12 protein-coding genes, 3 tRNA genes and 1 pseudogene are annotated in these 13,440 nt (G+C 75.5%); 12 read left to right on the plus strand and 4 right to left on the minus strand.

What is annotated here, in order from left to right:
- Window positions 1-16: 16 nt before the first annotated feature.
- The 7 genes from NFS20_RS19720 to NFS20_RS19750 all read left to right on the plus strand — a co-directional run bounded on the left by NFS20_RS19720 (window position 17) and on the right by NFS20_RS19750 (window position 3,459).
- Window positions 17-98, plus strand: a tRNA-Tyr gene (locus NFS20_RS19720).
- 141 nt (window positions 99-239) lie between these two features.
- Window positions 240-312 (plus strand) — tRNA-Thr (locus NFS20_RS19725).
- Window positions 313-374: 62 nt separating this feature from the next.
- A tRNA-Met gene (locus tag NFS20_RS19730) sits at window positions 375-451 on the plus strand.
- An 87-nt stretch (window positions 452-538) separates the two neighbouring features.
- A complete protein-coding gene (gene rpmG / locus NFS20_RS19735; protein WP_021482899.1) occupies window positions 539-709 on the plus strand; it encodes a 50S ribosomal protein L33 in 171 nt (56 codons plus the stop codon).
- A gap of 23 nt (window positions 710-732) precedes the next feature.
- On the plus strand, window positions 733-1,206 hold the full coding sequence (locus NFS20_RS19740; protein ID WP_251153500.1) for an FAS1-like dehydratase domain-containing protein: 474 nt from the start codon (window positions 733-735) through the stop codon (window positions 1,204-1,206).
- Complete coding sequence (locus NFS20_RS19745; RefSeq protein ID WP_251153501.1) at window positions 1,203-1,649, plus strand: MaoC family dehydratase; 447 nt, start codon at window positions 1,203-1,205, stop codon at window positions 1,647-1,649. Before NFS20_RS19740 ends, NFS20_RS19745 begins: the two co-directional genes overlap by 4 nt.
- A gap of 289 nt (window positions 1,650-1,938) precedes the next feature.
- The gene (locus NFS20_RS19750) at window positions 1,939-3,459 is read left to right on the plus strand and encodes a YyaL domain-containing protein (protein ID WP_251153502.1); all 1,521 of its coding nucleotides are present in this window, start codon (window positions 1,939-1,941) and stop codon (window positions 3,457-3,459) included.
- A 30-nt stretch (window positions 3,460-3,489) separates the two neighbouring features.
- On the opposite strand, the gene NFS20_RS19755 is transcribed toward NFS20_RS19750, so the two are convergent.
- Window positions 3,490-4,662 (minus strand): LacI family DNA-binding transcriptional regulator, encoded by a 1,173-nt coding sequence (locus tag NFS20_RS19755; protein WP_251153503.1) that lies wholly within the window; start codon window positions 4,660-4,662, stop codon window positions 3,490-3,492.
- 544 nt (window positions 4,663-5,206) lie between these two features.
- Between NFS20_RS19755 and NFS20_RS19760 the strand changes: the two are divergent.
- From NFS20_RS19760 to NFS20_RS19770, 3 genes and pseudogenes are all read left to right on the plus strand, one after another.
- Window positions 5,207-6,070 (plus strand): annotated as a pseudogene (locus NFS20_RS19760) (MFS transporter); the annotation flags it as partial.
- A 241-nt stretch (window positions 6,071-6,311) separates the two neighbouring features.
- Window positions 6,312-7,670 carry an MFS transporter gene (locus NFS20_RS19765; RefSeq protein WP_251153504.1) on the plus strand — a complete coding sequence of 453 codons (1,359 nt, stop codon included), beginning with the start codon at window positions 6,312-6,314 and terminating at the stop codon, window positions 7,668-7,670.
- A gap of 75 nt (window positions 7,671-7,745) precedes the next feature.
- Window positions 7,746-8,927: a UDP-N-acetylmuramate dehydrogenase gene (locus tag NFS20_RS19770; RefSeq protein ID WP_251153601.1), complete on the plus strand. Its 1,182-nt coding sequence runs from the start codon at window positions 7,746-7,748 to the stop codon at window positions 8,925-8,927.
- A gap of 21 nt (window positions 8,928-8,948) precedes the next feature.
- On the opposite strand, the gene NFS20_RS19775 is transcribed toward NFS20_RS19770, so the two are convergent.
- The 3 genes from NFS20_RS19775 to NFS20_RS19785 form a co-directional block, all read right to left on the minus strand.
- A complete protein-coding gene (locus NFS20_RS19775; RefSeq protein ID WP_251153505.1) occupies window positions 8,949-9,881 on the minus strand; it encodes a L,D-transpeptidase family protein in 933 nt (310 codons plus the stop codon).
- 233 nt (window positions 9,882-10,114) lie between these two features.
- Entirely contained in the window at window positions 10,115-10,501 is a 387-nt protein-coding gene (locus tag NFS20_RS19780) for a GntR family transcriptional regulator (RefSeq protein WP_251153506.1), read from the minus strand.
- Window positions 10,494-11,309: a hypothetical protein gene (locus tag NFS20_RS19785; protein WP_251153507.1), complete on the minus strand. Its 816-nt coding sequence runs from the start codon at window positions 11,307-11,309 to the stop codon at window positions 10,494-10,496. Before NFS20_RS19785 ends, NFS20_RS19780 begins: the two co-directional genes overlap by 8 nt.
- A 119-nt stretch (window positions 11,310-11,428) precedes the next feature.
- Between NFS20_RS19785 and NFS20_RS19790 the strand changes: the two genes are divergently transcribed.
- The gene (locus tag NFS20_RS19790) at window positions 11,429-12,862 is read left to right on the plus strand and encodes a phosphotransferase (protein ID WP_251153508.1); all 1,434 of its coding nucleotides are present in this window, start codon (window positions 11,429-11,431) and stop codon (window positions 12,860-12,862) included.
- On the plus strand, window positions 12,859-13,290 hold the full coding sequence (locus NFS20_RS19795; protein WP_251153509.1) for a hypothetical protein: 432 nt from the start codon (window positions 12,859-12,861) through the stop codon (window positions 13,288-13,290). The genes NFS20_RS19790 and NFS20_RS19795 overlap by 4 nt, the downstream gene beginning before the upstream one ends.
- The last annotated feature ends 150 nt before the right edge of the window (window positions 13,291-13,440 follow it).

The following is a 13,440-nucleotide window of genomic DNA, read 5'->3' on the forward strand; positions in this document are numbered from 1 at the left end:
CGCGACAGCTCCACACGGCAGGTTGCCCGAGCGGCCAAAGGGATCTGACTGTAAATCAGACGGCTCAGCCTTCGGGGGTTCGAATCCCTCACCTGCCACCGGAGCGACGGGGCGTCACCTCATGGTGGCGCCCCGTCGTGGTTCGTCACCGGTGTGCCGGCCGAGCCAAGGCGGGCCCGGACTGGCGGAATCCCGCCGATTTCGTACCCGGCCCGGTTGCGTGTAGAGTTTTCCGCGCTGCCCCGATAGCTCAGTCGGCAGAGCGTCTCCATGGTAAGGAGAAGGTCAAGGGTTCGATTCCCTTTCGGGGCTCTGTGGTGACGCGGGGTCGTCTTGCTGGAATACTGCGAGACGACCTCGCGTTCGCCTCATGCGGCGGGGTAGCTCAGATGGTTAGAGCGCACGACTCATAATCGTGAGGTCGCGGGTTCGATCCCCGCCTCCGCTACCACTTTCGACAATCTCCGTACGGCGGCCGGCGTCGTGCGGCCTGCACAGCACAAGCGCCCTCCGGAGGCGCGAGAGGTGGCTCACTACCGTGGCAAGCAAGAGCGCTGACGTTCGCCCCAAGATCACGCTGGCCTGCGTGGACTGCAAGGAGCGCAACTACATCACCAAGAAGAACCGTCGTAACGACCCGGACCGCCTGGAGCTCGCGAAGTTCTGCCCGCGCTGCGGCAAGCACACCGCGCACCGCGAGACCCGCTGACCCAGCGGTCCGGCACCCGACCCGTGGCGATCAACGCAGGCTTCGCCGGTCGCGAGTACCCGGCGAACGCCCCGTACTCCGTCGGCCGGGAGAAGCTCCGCGAGTTCGCCGCGGCGGTCGGTTCCCTGCACCCCGTGCACCACGACCTCGTGGCGGCGCGGGGTGCTGGCTATCCGGACCTCGTCGCACCGCCCACGTTCGCGGTCGTCGTCGCGCAGCGCGCCGAGGCGCAGCTCATCGAGGACCCCGAGGCGGGCATCGACTTCTCGCGCGTCGTCCACGCGGACGAGCGCTTCACGCACCACCGGCCGATCGTCGCGGGCGACGAGCTCGTGACCGTGCTGCACGTGGACTCGATCGTCGAGCGGGCCGGCCTCGCGATGGTCACCACGCGCTGCGAGATCCTGGCGGAGTCGCCGGGCGACGACGACGCGCCCGTCCGGACACCGGTCGCGACGGTCCGCTCCACCCTCGCCGTCCGCGGGGAGGACGCATGAGCACCGAGTCCGCCGGCGCAGCGCGCCGCCCCGTCCTCGCGGACCTCTCGGTCGGCGACGTCGTCGGGACGCGCACGGTCGAGGTCGACCGCGCACGGCTCGTCCGCTACGCGGGCGCGAGCGGCGACTTCAACCCGATCCACTGGAACGACGCGTTCGCGGCCGAGGTCGGCCTGCCGGGCGTCATCGCGCACGGCATGTTCACCATGGGCGCGGCCGTCGCGCTCGTCGAGGACTGGGCTGGAGACCCCGGCGCCGTCGTCGACTACCAGGCGCGCTTCACGCGCCCCGTGCCCGTCCCCAACCCCGGCGTCGCGACGCTCGAGGTCACCGGCACCGTCGGCGCGATCGACGCCGAGGCCGGAACCGTGCGCGTCGACCTCACGGTGATGTTCGAGGGCGCGCGCGTGCTCGGCAAGAGCCAGGCGGTCGTCCGCCTCTGATCGCCGCGGTCGCTCTGCACGCGACGAGCTCCTGACGCCACGAGGGCGCCGCACCCGGCGGGTGCGGCGCCCTCGTCGTACCAGGGTCTCAGCAGGTCTCTCCCAGCAGTCGACGCCCCCGTCGTCGTCGGGCGGCGCATCCACGGCCCCCTCGTCGAGGAACGTCGTGCGGTCCACGACGGGGGATCCGACGACGCGCGGCACGCCGGACACGGTGGACCCTTCCCAAGGTGGGAACGCTCCCACTACCGTAGGTGAGCACGGTTCGCCGACGTCGAAGGAGACGCTCATGACCCTGCCCGACCCTCACGACCCTGCCCCCGTCGACCGGCGTCCCGGTCCCGGTCGCGCGCTCGACCGTCGCGCGTTCCTCGCCCTCTCCGGCGCCGGAGCGGCGGCGCTGACCACCCTGCTGGCCGCACCGGCGTCGGCGACGACCGCCGCCACGCCCGTCCTGCCGACGGCCGGTGGGCACGGGGGCTCCCACGGCGGCGACCAGCGCGGGTCCGTCCGTCGCGCGCAGGGCTTCCTCGACGTCATGACGGACGCCTACCCGGAGCAGAACCCCGGGCCGCGCCTCGCGCAGTCGTACGCGGACCAGCTCGGGCTGTTCTCGACGGCGTTCGTCTACGACAACGCGCTCGCGATCTGCGCGTCGCTCACCGCCGGCCGCGCGCACCTCGACCGCGCCCGCGCGCTCGGCGACGGCTTCCTCTTCGCGCAGGAGAACGACCCGGCGCACGACGACGGCCGCCTGCGCCAGGCGTACAACGTCGGCCCGTACGTGTTCTACGACGGCACGCCGCAGGAGCACGGCCTGGTGCTCCCCGACGGGACGGCGAACATCGGCTGGCAGTTCGGGTTCCTCGGCACCGCGGTCGGCGACATGGCCTGGCCCGGGATCGCGCTGCTCCACCTGCACGCCGCGACGCGCGACCGCCGCTACCTGCGCGGCGCGCTCCGGATCGCGGAGTGGATCGTCGCGAACACGTGGTCGACGCAGCCGCTCGGCGGGTTCTCGTTCGGTGTCGACGCCGCGAACGCACCGGTCCCGAACGGCTCGACGGAGCACAACGTCGACTGCGTCGCGTTCTTCCGCCAGCTGGCCGCCGCGACCCGGGACCGGCGCTGGACCCGCGCGAGCGAGCACGCGCGCGCGTTCGTCGACCGCATGTGGGAGCCCGACGGCGGCTACCTGTACACCGGCACGAACGACGGCACCGAGATCAACCGCGACCCGCTCCCGCTCGACCCGCAGACCTGGGGCTGGCTCGCGCTGCGCGACCGCCGCTACGCACGGGCTCTCGACTGGGCGGCGGACGCCCTCGCGGCGCGCGACGTGGCGGGCGACGGCGTCTCCCAGCTCCCGGCGGGCGTGGCGGTCGAGGGCGTCACGTTCTCGAGCGCGAGTCTCACGTCGACCGCGTCGTACAACGGGCTGCCCGTGCATCCGCAGGGCGTGTGGCTCGAGGGCACCGCCCAGCTCGCGGCGGCGCTCGCGGACCGTGACGACAAGAGCGGGCGAGGCCGCGACAAGAGCAAGGACGACACGGGGAGAGGCGGGAAGCGCGACCGCGACCGGGCGGCCCACCTGCTGCGCGAGGTGCGGGTCGCGCAGGACTCCGTGGGCGCGGGTCAGACGGTCGGCGGGGCGGCGCTGCCCGAGCGGTCGGGCGTCGTCGCGGCGTCGAGCCTCCTCGACACCGGGTTCGGCTTCGGCTACTTCCAGGTCCAGCACGTCGGTGCGACGTCCTGGTACCTCATGGCCGCGGCGGGGGCGAACCCGCTCCAGGTGGGCGGGCTGCGCTGACCTGACGCTCCGGGCCCGCGCCGTCCGTCGTCAGGCGACCGGTGCGGGCCCGGTCGTCGTCCCGACGACGAGCTCGACGTCGAGCACGACCGTCCGTGGCTCCTCGCCCGCCAGCAGGCCGATGACGGCGTGGCCGAGCTCCGCGCCCTTGCGCGCGAGGGGCTGGTCGACGCTCGTCAGGACGTCCGGGGCGAGCCACGGCAGGTCGAGACCGTCGAACCCGGCGACCGACACGTCGTCGGGCACGCGCAGGCCCAGCTCACGCGCCCCGAGCAGCGCGCCCGCGGCGAGCAGGTCGGAGTGGGCGATGACGGCGGTCGGTCGGGTCGCGGGGTCGAGCGGCACGACGGCGTCGTGGTCCCCGCGTCGGCCGAGCAGCGCGATCGCGGCCGAGCGGCCGTGCTCGACGAGCGACGCCTCCGTCTCCCAGCTCGCGACGGGCTCGACGACGTCGCGCACCCCGGCGAGGCGGTTCGCGGTCGGGGTCCGGTCGACCCGGGCGAGCCGCGCGGCGTCGAGAGGCCCGCTCTGGTCGGAGGTGTCGAGGGGGAGCGAGATCTCGGCGATCCGGGTGTGGCCGAGGTCGACGAGGTGGCGGACGACGTCGGCCGTGCCCCGGCGGTCGGCGATCCCCACGAGCGGCGAGCCCTCGACCTCGCGCCCCTCGCCGATGACGACCGGCACCCCGCGTCGACGCAGCGCGGTGAGCGTCGCGTCCTCGGCGCCGACGCCCCAGACCAGCACCGCGACGTCCATCGCTGCGCTCTCGACGAGGGGATCGACGGCGTGCGCCGGGTCGTCGGACGGGATGCCGGGGATGAGGAGGACGCCGAGACCGTTCTCGCCGAGCGTGGACACGAGCCCGTCGAGGACCTGGACGGCGACGGGGTCGCGGAAGGCGCGGCGCAGCTGGTCGCCCACGACCACCCCGACGACGCCCGACCGCCCGGACCGCAGCTGCCGCCCGAGCGGGTTGGGCCCCGTGTAGCCGAGCTCCTCGGCGGCGGCGTGGACGCGCGCCCGCGTCTCGGGCGTGATGGGGCCGGCTCCGGAGAACGCGAGGGACGCCGTCGAGACGGACACGCCGGCGAGCTCGGCGACCTTGGCGAGCGTCGGGCGCGGCCGGGCCGCCGGGGCCGGGCCGTCCCCGCGGTCGGGCTTGTCCCCGGCGGTACCGCCGGTCGTGCCGCGGGTGCCGCTCATCACGCTCCTGCCTGCCCGTCCCTGCTCGTCCGCCCTGGTCCGGACGGGATGTCGATTGACGCGCGGCCAGCGTACCCGCACACTGGTGACCATGCCTCGAATCGATTCGAAGCGCACTGCCCTCCGTCGGATCGAATCGATTCGAGGGAGTGCTGCGCACACGCCCTCCCTGTCCCGCGCCCGCTGGGCCCTCCTCGGCCTCTTCGCCCTCAACGGCGTCATGATGTCGAGCTGGCTCGCGCGCATCCCCTCGGTGCGCGACGCGCTCTCGCTGTCACCCGCCGACCTCGGCGTCGTGCTGCTCGCCGGCGCCGTCGGGGCGCTCGCGACCGTCACCGCCGCAGGACCGTTCGTCACCCGCTTCGGCGGCCGGGTCGCGTTCGCCGTCTCCGCGGTCCTGTTCGGCGGCGCCTTCCTGCTGCTCGGCCTCGGTCCGGCCACGGGATCCGTCGCGCTCCTCGCCGCGGGCATCTTCCTCAACGGCATGGCGTTCGCGCTCGGCAACGTGCCCATGAACGTCGAGAGCGCCGGGATCGAGCGGCGCATGGGGCGGACGGTCCTCCCGCAGTTCCACGCGGCGTTCTCCGTCGGCGCCGTGATCGGCTCGTTGATCGGCGCCGCGTGCGCGCACGGCGAGGTACCGGTCCTCGTGCAGTTCACGGTCACCGGCGCGGTGGCCCTCGTGTGGCGGCTCGCCGCGATCCCCGCGACCGTGCACGACACGGCCGTCGTCCGTCGGTCGCGCCGCGCTGGGGCCGCGTCGGAGCACGCGTCCGCTGCCCTCGAGTCGCTCGGCGACGCCGTCGTCGACGTCGAGACCGCCGGACTGCGCTCTCGCCCGGCGCGCCGCGGCGCCCGTCGTGGAGCGCGCATCGGCGCGGCGCTCGGCGCCTGGCGCGAGCCGCGCACGTTGCTCATCGGCCTCGTCATCCTGTCCGCCGCGCTGTCCGAGGGGTCGGCGAACGACTGGCTGTCGCTCGCCGTCGTCGACGGGTTCGCGCAGACCGAGGCCGTCGGCGCGGTGGTGTTCGGCACGTTCGTCGCCGCGATGACCGTCATGCGCCTCCTGGGCACGCGGCTCATCGACCGGTTCGGCCGGGTGACGGTGCTGCGCGCCTCGGGCGTCACGTCGATCGTCGGGCTCGTCCTCTTCGGGTTCGCACCGACGCTCACGCTCGCCGGCGTCGGCGTCGTCCTGTGGGGCTTCGGCGCCGCGCTCGCGGTGCCCGTCGGCATCGCGGCGGCCTCGGATGAGCCGTTCCGTGCCGCAGGGCGCGTGTCCGTCGTGTCGGCGTTCTCGTCCATGGCGTCGCTCGCCGCGCCGCCGCTCCTCGGCCTCGCCGCCGAGGCGATGGGCGCACGGCACGCGCTCGTCCTCATCGTGGGCGCGATGGTCCTCAGCGTCCTCCTCGCGCGTCAGGTGGCGCCGCTGCGCACGCCCGCGGCGCTCGCCGCCCGCCAGGCGGGGGAGGATGGGACGGTGGACGACGCCGCCCCCACCCCGGACCCGGCACCCGCACCGCACCCGCCGGCGCTCGACGCGACGCCGCACGACGTCCGCCACGCGCGCGTCCGTCGGCGCGGCGACGTCCGGCACGGGCGCCGTCGCCCCCACCGCACCTCCCCCACCGCCGCGAGGAGACCTCCGCATGACCGCCCCGTCCCTGCCCGCGCCCGCACGCGCCGTCGCGCTCGCCGCGTGGGCCGTCTTCGCGGTGTTCTTCCTCAACGGCTTCAACTTCGCGACCTGGGCGTCGCGGCTGCCCGCCGTGCGCGACGAGCTCGGGTTCGCCGAGTCCCAGATGGGTCTGCTGCTGCTCTTCATGGCCGTCGGTTCCCTGCTCGCGCTCCCGCTGTCCGGGCTCGTGGTGCAGCGCCTCGGTGCGGCGCGCGCGGTCGTCATCTTCGCGACCATCAACACCGCCGGTCTCGTGACGACCGCGTTCGCCGTCTCCGAGGGCGCGGACTGGGTCGTGCGCGTCGGGCTGTTCGTCACCGGCGTCGGGACCGGCGTCTGGGACGCCGCGATGAACCTCGAGGGCGCCGCCGTCGAGCAGCGCCTGGGTCGCGCGATCATGCCGCGATTCCACGCCGGGTTCTCGTTCGGCACGATGGCGGGAGCGGGCCTGGGCGCCGTGGCCGCGGCCACGCACGTGCCCGTGCAGTGGCACCTGGCCGTGGCCGTGGCCGTGAGCCTGGCCGCCGTCCTGTGGTGCGTGCGGCTCTTCCTCCCGGCCGGGAAGCCGGACGGCGGCGGGTCCCGGCTCGCGGACGACTCCCGCGGGGCGGACCCCGCCACCGCGGTCCCCGTCCACGGGCCCGGCGACGACCGGTCGCGGGGCGCCCGCTCGGCGCTCTCGGCCTGGACCGAGCCGCGCACGCTGCTCATCGGTCTCGTCGTCCTCGCCGCGGCGCTCACCGAGGGCGCGGCCAACGACTGGGTGAGCCTCGCGGTGGTCGACGGGTTCGGCACGGACAACGCCATGGGCGCCGTGGGGCTCGCCGTGTTCCTCACCGCGATGACGGGGATGCGACTGCTCGGGACGGGCCTGCTCGACCGCTACGGGCGGGTCGCCGTCCTGCGCGGGTCCGCCGGGCTCGCGCTGGCCGGGCTGCTGCTCTTCGGCCTCGCCCCGAGCCTGTGGCTCGCGCTCGTCGGCGTCGTCCTGTGGGGCATGGGTGCGGCGCTCGGGTTCCCCGTCGGGATGAGCGCGGCCTCGGACGACCCGCAGCGCGCCGCGGTGCGCGTGAGCGTCGTCGCGACCATCGGCTACTCGGCCTTCTTCATGGGCCCGCCGCTCATCGGGTTCCTCGCGCACGAGGTCGGGTACCGGTCGGCGCTGCTCGTCATCGCGATCCCGGTCGTCGTCGGGCTCCTCGTCGTCGGTGCGGCGCGGCCGCTCCCGACGGCGGCCGGCTCGGCGGGCGCGGCGGGCGGCCGGTCCGTCGAGGACGGCGACCTCCCCGGTGCGAAGGATCGACCGTCGACCGTCGAGCGCCCCAACTAGGCTGTCCGGGTGACCTGCGAACCTGCCGCACCGCGCGTCGTCGACCCCGCGACCGCCACCTCGACCGAGCCGGGCCTGCGTCCCGACTCCGTCGGTGACCCGACGCTCGCCGAGCTGACGACGCTGCGTGTCGGCGGACCCGCCGACCACTACGTCGAGGTGCACGACGAGGCCGAGCTGATCGCCACCGTGCGCGCCGCCGACGACGCGGGCGAGCCGCTGCTCGTGCTCGGTGGCGGCTCGAACCTGCTCGTCGCGGACGAGGGTTTCGGGGGCGTCGTCGTGCGCGACCTGCGCCAGGGCGTGACGGTCGACGCGCAGGACTCGTGCGGCGGCGCGAGCTTCTCGGCCCCCGCCGGCCAGGACTGGGACGCGCTCGTGGCGCGCGCCGTCGCGGAGGAGTGGGTCGGCGTCGAGGCGCTGTCGGGCATCCCCGGCACGGTCGGCGCGGCGCCGGTCCAGAACATCGGTGCCTACGGCCAGGAGGTCGCGGGCGTCGTCTCGACCGTGCGCGTGTGGGACCGCGCGCGCGGCCGCGTGCGCACGCTCGCGCTCGGCGAGCTGGGCTTCGGGTACCGCACGTCGGTGCTCAAGCGGTCGATGCACGTCGCGGCGGCAGCCGATGCCGCTGCCGACGGCGAGGTGTCCGGTCCCTGGTACCCGTCACCGCGCTGGGTGGTCCTGGAGGTCGGTTTCCAGACACGGCTCGGCTCGCTCTCCGCGCCCGTCGCGTACCCCGAGCTCGCGCGCCGGCTCGGCGTCGAGGTGGGTGAGCGGGCGCCGATGGCGGACGTGCGCGAGGCCGTCCTCGCGCTGCGCGCGGGCAAGGGCATGCTGCTCGACGGCGACGCCGCCGCTCCCGACCACGACCGCTGGAGCGCGGGCTCGTTCTTCACCAACCCCGTCGTGCCGGCCGACCAGGCGGGCCTGCTGCCGGCCGAGGCGCCCCGCTACCCGGTGCGCTCCGCGACCCCGAGCCGGACGACCGGCCCGAGCCTCGGTGAGATCGACCCGACGCTCGTCAAGACCTCCGCCGCGTGGCTCATCGAGCACGCGGGCTTCGGCAAGGGCTTCGGCGTGCACGGAGCGTCGAGCCCCGCGACGCTCTCGACCCGGCACACGCTCGCGCTGACGAACCGCGGCGGGGCGAGCGCCGCCGACGTCCTCGAGCTCGCGCGCGCGGTCCGGGACGGCGTGCTGGACGCGTTCGGGGTCGAGCTCGTCCCGGAGCCGGTCCTCGTCGGGGTCTCGCTGTAGGCGCTGCCCGCACGGGCAGGGTCAGTAGACGACGACGGTCGTCCCGGGCGGGGCGCCCCACGTGTCCCAGATCCAGTTCATCGCGCTGTTCGCGACGCGGATGCACCCGTGCGACGCGGGCCACGGCGGGATCGAGCCCGAGCCGTGGACGGCGATGCCGCCCGTGAAGAACTTCGGGCGCCACATGCTGCCGAGCTCGAGGCTCGACTCGTAGTTCGCGTCGACCTGCCGGCCCACCTGGAACGTCCCGCGCGGCGTGCCGGCCCGGTAGGTCCGGCCCTTCGCCTCGAACTGCTCCCCGTTCCCCGACGACGCGTTGATCACCGTCACGACCCGCCCGTCCTCGACGGCGAGGAGGAGCTGGCGGTCGAGGTCGATCTCGATGACCTTGCCCGACCCGGTCTGCGGCTGCGGCCGCACGCCCTGGTCGAGCGCGGACTGCGTCGCGGGGCCGACGACGCCGTCGCGCGAGATGCCCGCCGCCTTCTGCAGCGCCCACACGGCCTGCTGGGTCCCGGGACCGAAGTCGCCGTCGGGCGCGCCGATGAAGTAGCCGAGCTCCGCGAGCCGGGCCTGGAGCGCGACGACCCGGTCGCCCTCCGCACCGCGCTCGAGCTCGGCGGGCTCCGCGGGCGGCGGTGGTTCGGCGGCTGGCGGGGGAGTCGTCTCCTCCGGGGTCGGCGCCGGCTCGGGCTCCTGGGTGGGCTCGGGCTCGGGCGCCGGCTCCGGGGTCTCGGCCGGGGTCGGCTCCTGCGTCGGGGTCTGGCTCGGGGACGGTTCGCCGGTGGGGTCGCTCGTCGGCTCCGGCGTCGTCTCCGCGGTGGCCGACGGCGTGCGAGCCGGCTCCATGTCCGGGAGCCCGGCCTGGCAGCCGGTGAGCACGAGCAGGGCGACGACCGCCGGCGCGACGACGCGGAGCAACCCGGCCCGGTGTCCGCCCTTTCGTGCGGGCACAGCGTTCGCTCCTCGCGGCACGTCGTGCCCGGTCCGTCCCTGCTCCACGGCGGTCCCCCTCCGGTCTCCGCGCGTCGGCCGGCCCCGGCCCGCGCGGTGCGGACGACCATCATGTATCGGACCACGCCCTCCGGGCCGCGACCCGAGCGGGTGAACCCTGGATCGTGATGATCTCGTGACGCGGTGGCCCCGACCCGGGGTGCAGTGGCTCGTACAGGCCCGCCGGTCAGGGCTCAGCTCTCGACCCGGTCCGGCTCGTGCCCGAGGGCGGCGAGGACGAGCGCGAGGACGGTCTCGTCGCTCAGCCCGGATGCGCGCGCGGTCGCCACGAGGTCGCGCGCCGCGCGGCGGGCGTCGACATCGGCGGGGGAGACCCCGTCGGACACCACGGTCCCGGCCCGGCGCCGGGTGGTCACCACGCCCGACTCCTCGAGCTCGCGGTAGGCGCGCGCGACGGTGCCGGGCGAGAGACCGAGGTCGGTCGCGAGCGCACGGATCGTGGGCAGGCGGTCGCCGGGGACGAGGCCGCCCGCCGCGACGTGCGCGACGACCTGGGCCCGGATCTGCTCGTAGGGCGCGACGCCGGACCCCAGGTCGATGCGGACCCGCAGCTCAGGCACCGGCGGGCGCTCCTTCGCGCGACGCGTGCCCGGTGACCGCGTCGGGGTCCGGGGCGGCGCGCACCAGCACGGCCAGCGAACCCAGCGCGAGCAGCACGGCCACGACGGCGAGGGCGACGGCGCCGGGGTAGCCGACCCGTGCCGCGGCCGTCCCGCCGTAGAAGAGCATGCCCGCGGCGGTCGCGGCGAGCGTGAGCTGGACACCCCGCAGGACCCGGTGGGCCGACAGGCGCCGCAGGCCGACGTCCCACGTGGCGCTGACCGTGGCCACGGCGGGCCGTCGCGCGACGAGGCGCAGGACGGCCTCAGACCCGGCGAGGAGGAGCACGGCGCCGAGCGCGAGCCAGACGCCGTAGAAGGCGCCCGGGTACGGGCCGGCGGTCGAGGTGACGTCGCCGGCGACCCGCGTGACCGACCGGCCGTCGTACCCGGCGGTGAGCGCGCCCACGGCGGCGAGGACGAGGATCCCGGCCGCCAGCGCCCACGTGAGGCGGCGCAGGCCGGCGGGTGCCACGTCCGTCACGGTCCGCGGCCGGAGCGTGGCCGAGCGGACGGCGGCACTCTGCCGTGGCCACGTGCGCTCGCCGACCGCGTGCACGCTGAGGAAGGCGGCGCCGACGAGCGCAGGCGCCAGGCCGAGGAGCACGCCCTCGGCGAGCCCGTCGACGACGGACGTGGCCCGTGCCACGACCATCGCCGTGAGCACGCCCGCCGCGGCCGCGGACCCGGCGACGACCCCCGCGTGCCGCCGCGCGGCGCTCCGGACCGGGTCGACGGTGATCGTTTGTGCCAGGGTTTGTATCGGCATGCTGCGACGATCCCACCGTCGTCGCGGAGTGTCAAGGAGCGGATCGACCGTCCGGCCGGATGAGAGCCCTCTCATCTGCGTCTCACAGGTGCCACACGCTGCCGGGGTGAGATGGTGCCGTGACCGTGACCTCCGACCCCGTCTCCGTCGACCAGCGCGCCTGGCTCGATCTGCTGGCGACCCCCGACGCCGCGGACCTCCTCGAGGTCGCCCTCGGGGCCGACGGCGCACGACTCGGGGCGTGGAGCGTCGACCGCGTGCACGCGCGCCCGGGTGCCGAGGTCACGGTGGGGTACGACGTCGTCGCCCGGCGCGACGTGGCCGCGGCGCCGGGTGCGACGACCCGGGCCGTCGCCGAGTCGCCCGAGTACCTGCTCGCGACGACCGCCGATCTCCCCGACGGCGCGGCCGGTCCGGGCGTGGTGCGTCTCGCGGACGGGCCGCGTGTGGTGCACGTGTGGCGGCACCCGGCCGACCCGCTGCTCCCGGGCCTGGCCGCCGCGTGCGACTCCGCGGAGCTCACCCGACGTCTGCGCGCCGCGGGGGAGCGCGTGGACGTCGAGTCCGTCGAGATCGTCGCGTACCGGCCGCTGCGCCGCGCGGTCCTGCGGGCCCGCACCACTCGCGGTGCGGTCTACGTCAAGGTCGTGCGGCCCGACCGGGTCCGGTCGCTCGTGCGGCGGCACGTGCTGCTCGGCGGTGCGGACCGGTCGCGCGACGTCGTCGTGGCCCCGCGCTGCCTGACGTGGTCCGCCGACGGCGTCGTCGTGCTGGAGGAGGAGCGTGGGCGATCCCTCGCCCAGCACCTGGCCGCGGCAGCGCCCGGCGGGCGCGCGACGGCGATCGACCCGCACGCGCTCCTGCGCGCCCTCGACGAGCTGCCCGCCGCCGCGACCACGCTCAGCCGGCGTCCGGCCTGGGCCGACCGCGTCGAGCGGTACGCCCGGACCGCCGCCGAGGTGCACGGTCTCGACCCCGCGCGCACGGGACGGGTCGCCCGGACGGTCGAGGCGGTCGGCACCCGCGGGCTCGGCCCGGTCGTCGCGACGCACGGCGACTTCCACGCCGCGAACATCCTCCTGGCCGACGACGCCGCGGCGTCCGGCGAGGTCCGGGTCGGCGTCCTGCTCGACGTCGACACGCTGGGACCGGGCCATCGCGTGGACGACCTGGCGTGCGTCGTCGCGCACCTCGCCGTGCTGCCGTCGCTGTCCCCTGCGGACTACCAGGGCGTCGACGGTCTCGTCGACCGGTGCCTCCTCGCGTTCGACGCCGTGGTCGACCCGGCCGTGGTGCGGGCCCGTTCCGCGGGTGTCGTGCTGTCCCTCGCCTCCGGGGCCGCGACGCCTGAGCTCGCCGCGGCGTGGCTCCGCGTCGCGGAGGAGCTCGCCGAGGCGGCGCTCGCGGCCGGGGCACGCAGGGGCACGGATGCCACGTTCTCTGAGAGCTCTCTCATCGACGGCTCCTCGCCGTCTCACGTCCCGCCGGAAGACTCAGGTCCAGACGCGGCCGAGAGGTCGCGCACACCACGACACGAAGGAGAAGGATCATGAAGGCTCGCAGCGCATGGATCGTCACGGGGGCTCTCGGGGCGGTCGGCCTCGGCGCGACCGTCGCCACCGCGCAGGGGGTCTTCGACGCTCCCGACGCGACCGTCGTCTCGCCCGCGGTCGAGGTGCAGGGGTCGACGCCGGCGGCGACGACCGCGACCAGCACACCGAGCCCGAGCGCGGTCCAGAACGGCTCGTCGGTCACGACGGTCACCGCGAACACCGCTCAGACGCCGCAGACCGCGCAGACGGCGAACACGGCTCCGACCGCGCAGACGGCGCAGACGGCGAGCACGGCTCCGACGCCGAGCACCGCGCCGACCGCGAGCACGGCTCCCACGACGGACACGGCGAGCACCGCGCCGACGCCGAGCACCGCGCCGACGGCCGACACGCCGATCACGCCCCCGACGCCGCAGTCCGCCGGCTGACCGGCCCACGACCGCGGGCGGCCCCCGCACGACGACGCCCGTCCCACCGCACCGGGACGGGCGTCGTCGTCCCGGCACGAGCCGTGCGACGAGGGCACGACGCGTGCCACGAGCTCGGCGAACGGACGCCGACCACGACGCGCCGAGGGC

The organism is Cellulosimicrobium sp. Marseille-Q4280, assembly GCF_943181405.1.
GTDB lineage: Bacteria > Actinomycetota > Actinomycetes > Actinomycetales > Cellulomonadaceae > Cellulosimicrobium.

Excerpts from the sequence above, each read along its gene's own strand:
- NFS20_RS19745 (WP_251153501.1), top strand. The coding sequence starts at position 1,203 with ATGAGCACCGAGTCCGCCGGCGCAGCGCGCCGCCCCGTCCTCGCGGAC.
- NFS20_RS19750 (WP_251153502.1), top strand. The coding sequence starts at position 1,939 with ATGACCCTGCCCGACCCTCACGACCCTGCCCCCGTCGACCGGCGTCCC.
- NFS20_RS19755 (WP_251153503.1), bottom strand. The coding sequence starts at position 4,662 with ATGAGCGGCACCCGCGGCACGACCGGCGGTACCGCCGGGGACAAGCCC.
- NFS20_RS19765 (WP_251153504.1), top strand. The coding sequence starts at position 6,312 with ATGACCGCCCCGTCCCTGCCCGCGCCCGCACGCGCCGTCGCGCTCGCC.
- NFS20_RS19785 (WP_251153507.1), bottom strand. The coding sequence starts at position 11,309 with ATGCCGATACAAACCCTGGCACAAACGATCACCGTCGACCCGGTCCGG.
- NFS20_RS19795 (WP_251153509.1), top strand. The coding sequence starts at position 12,859 with ATGAAGGCTCGCAGCGCATGGATCGTCACGGGGGCTCTCGGGGCGGTC.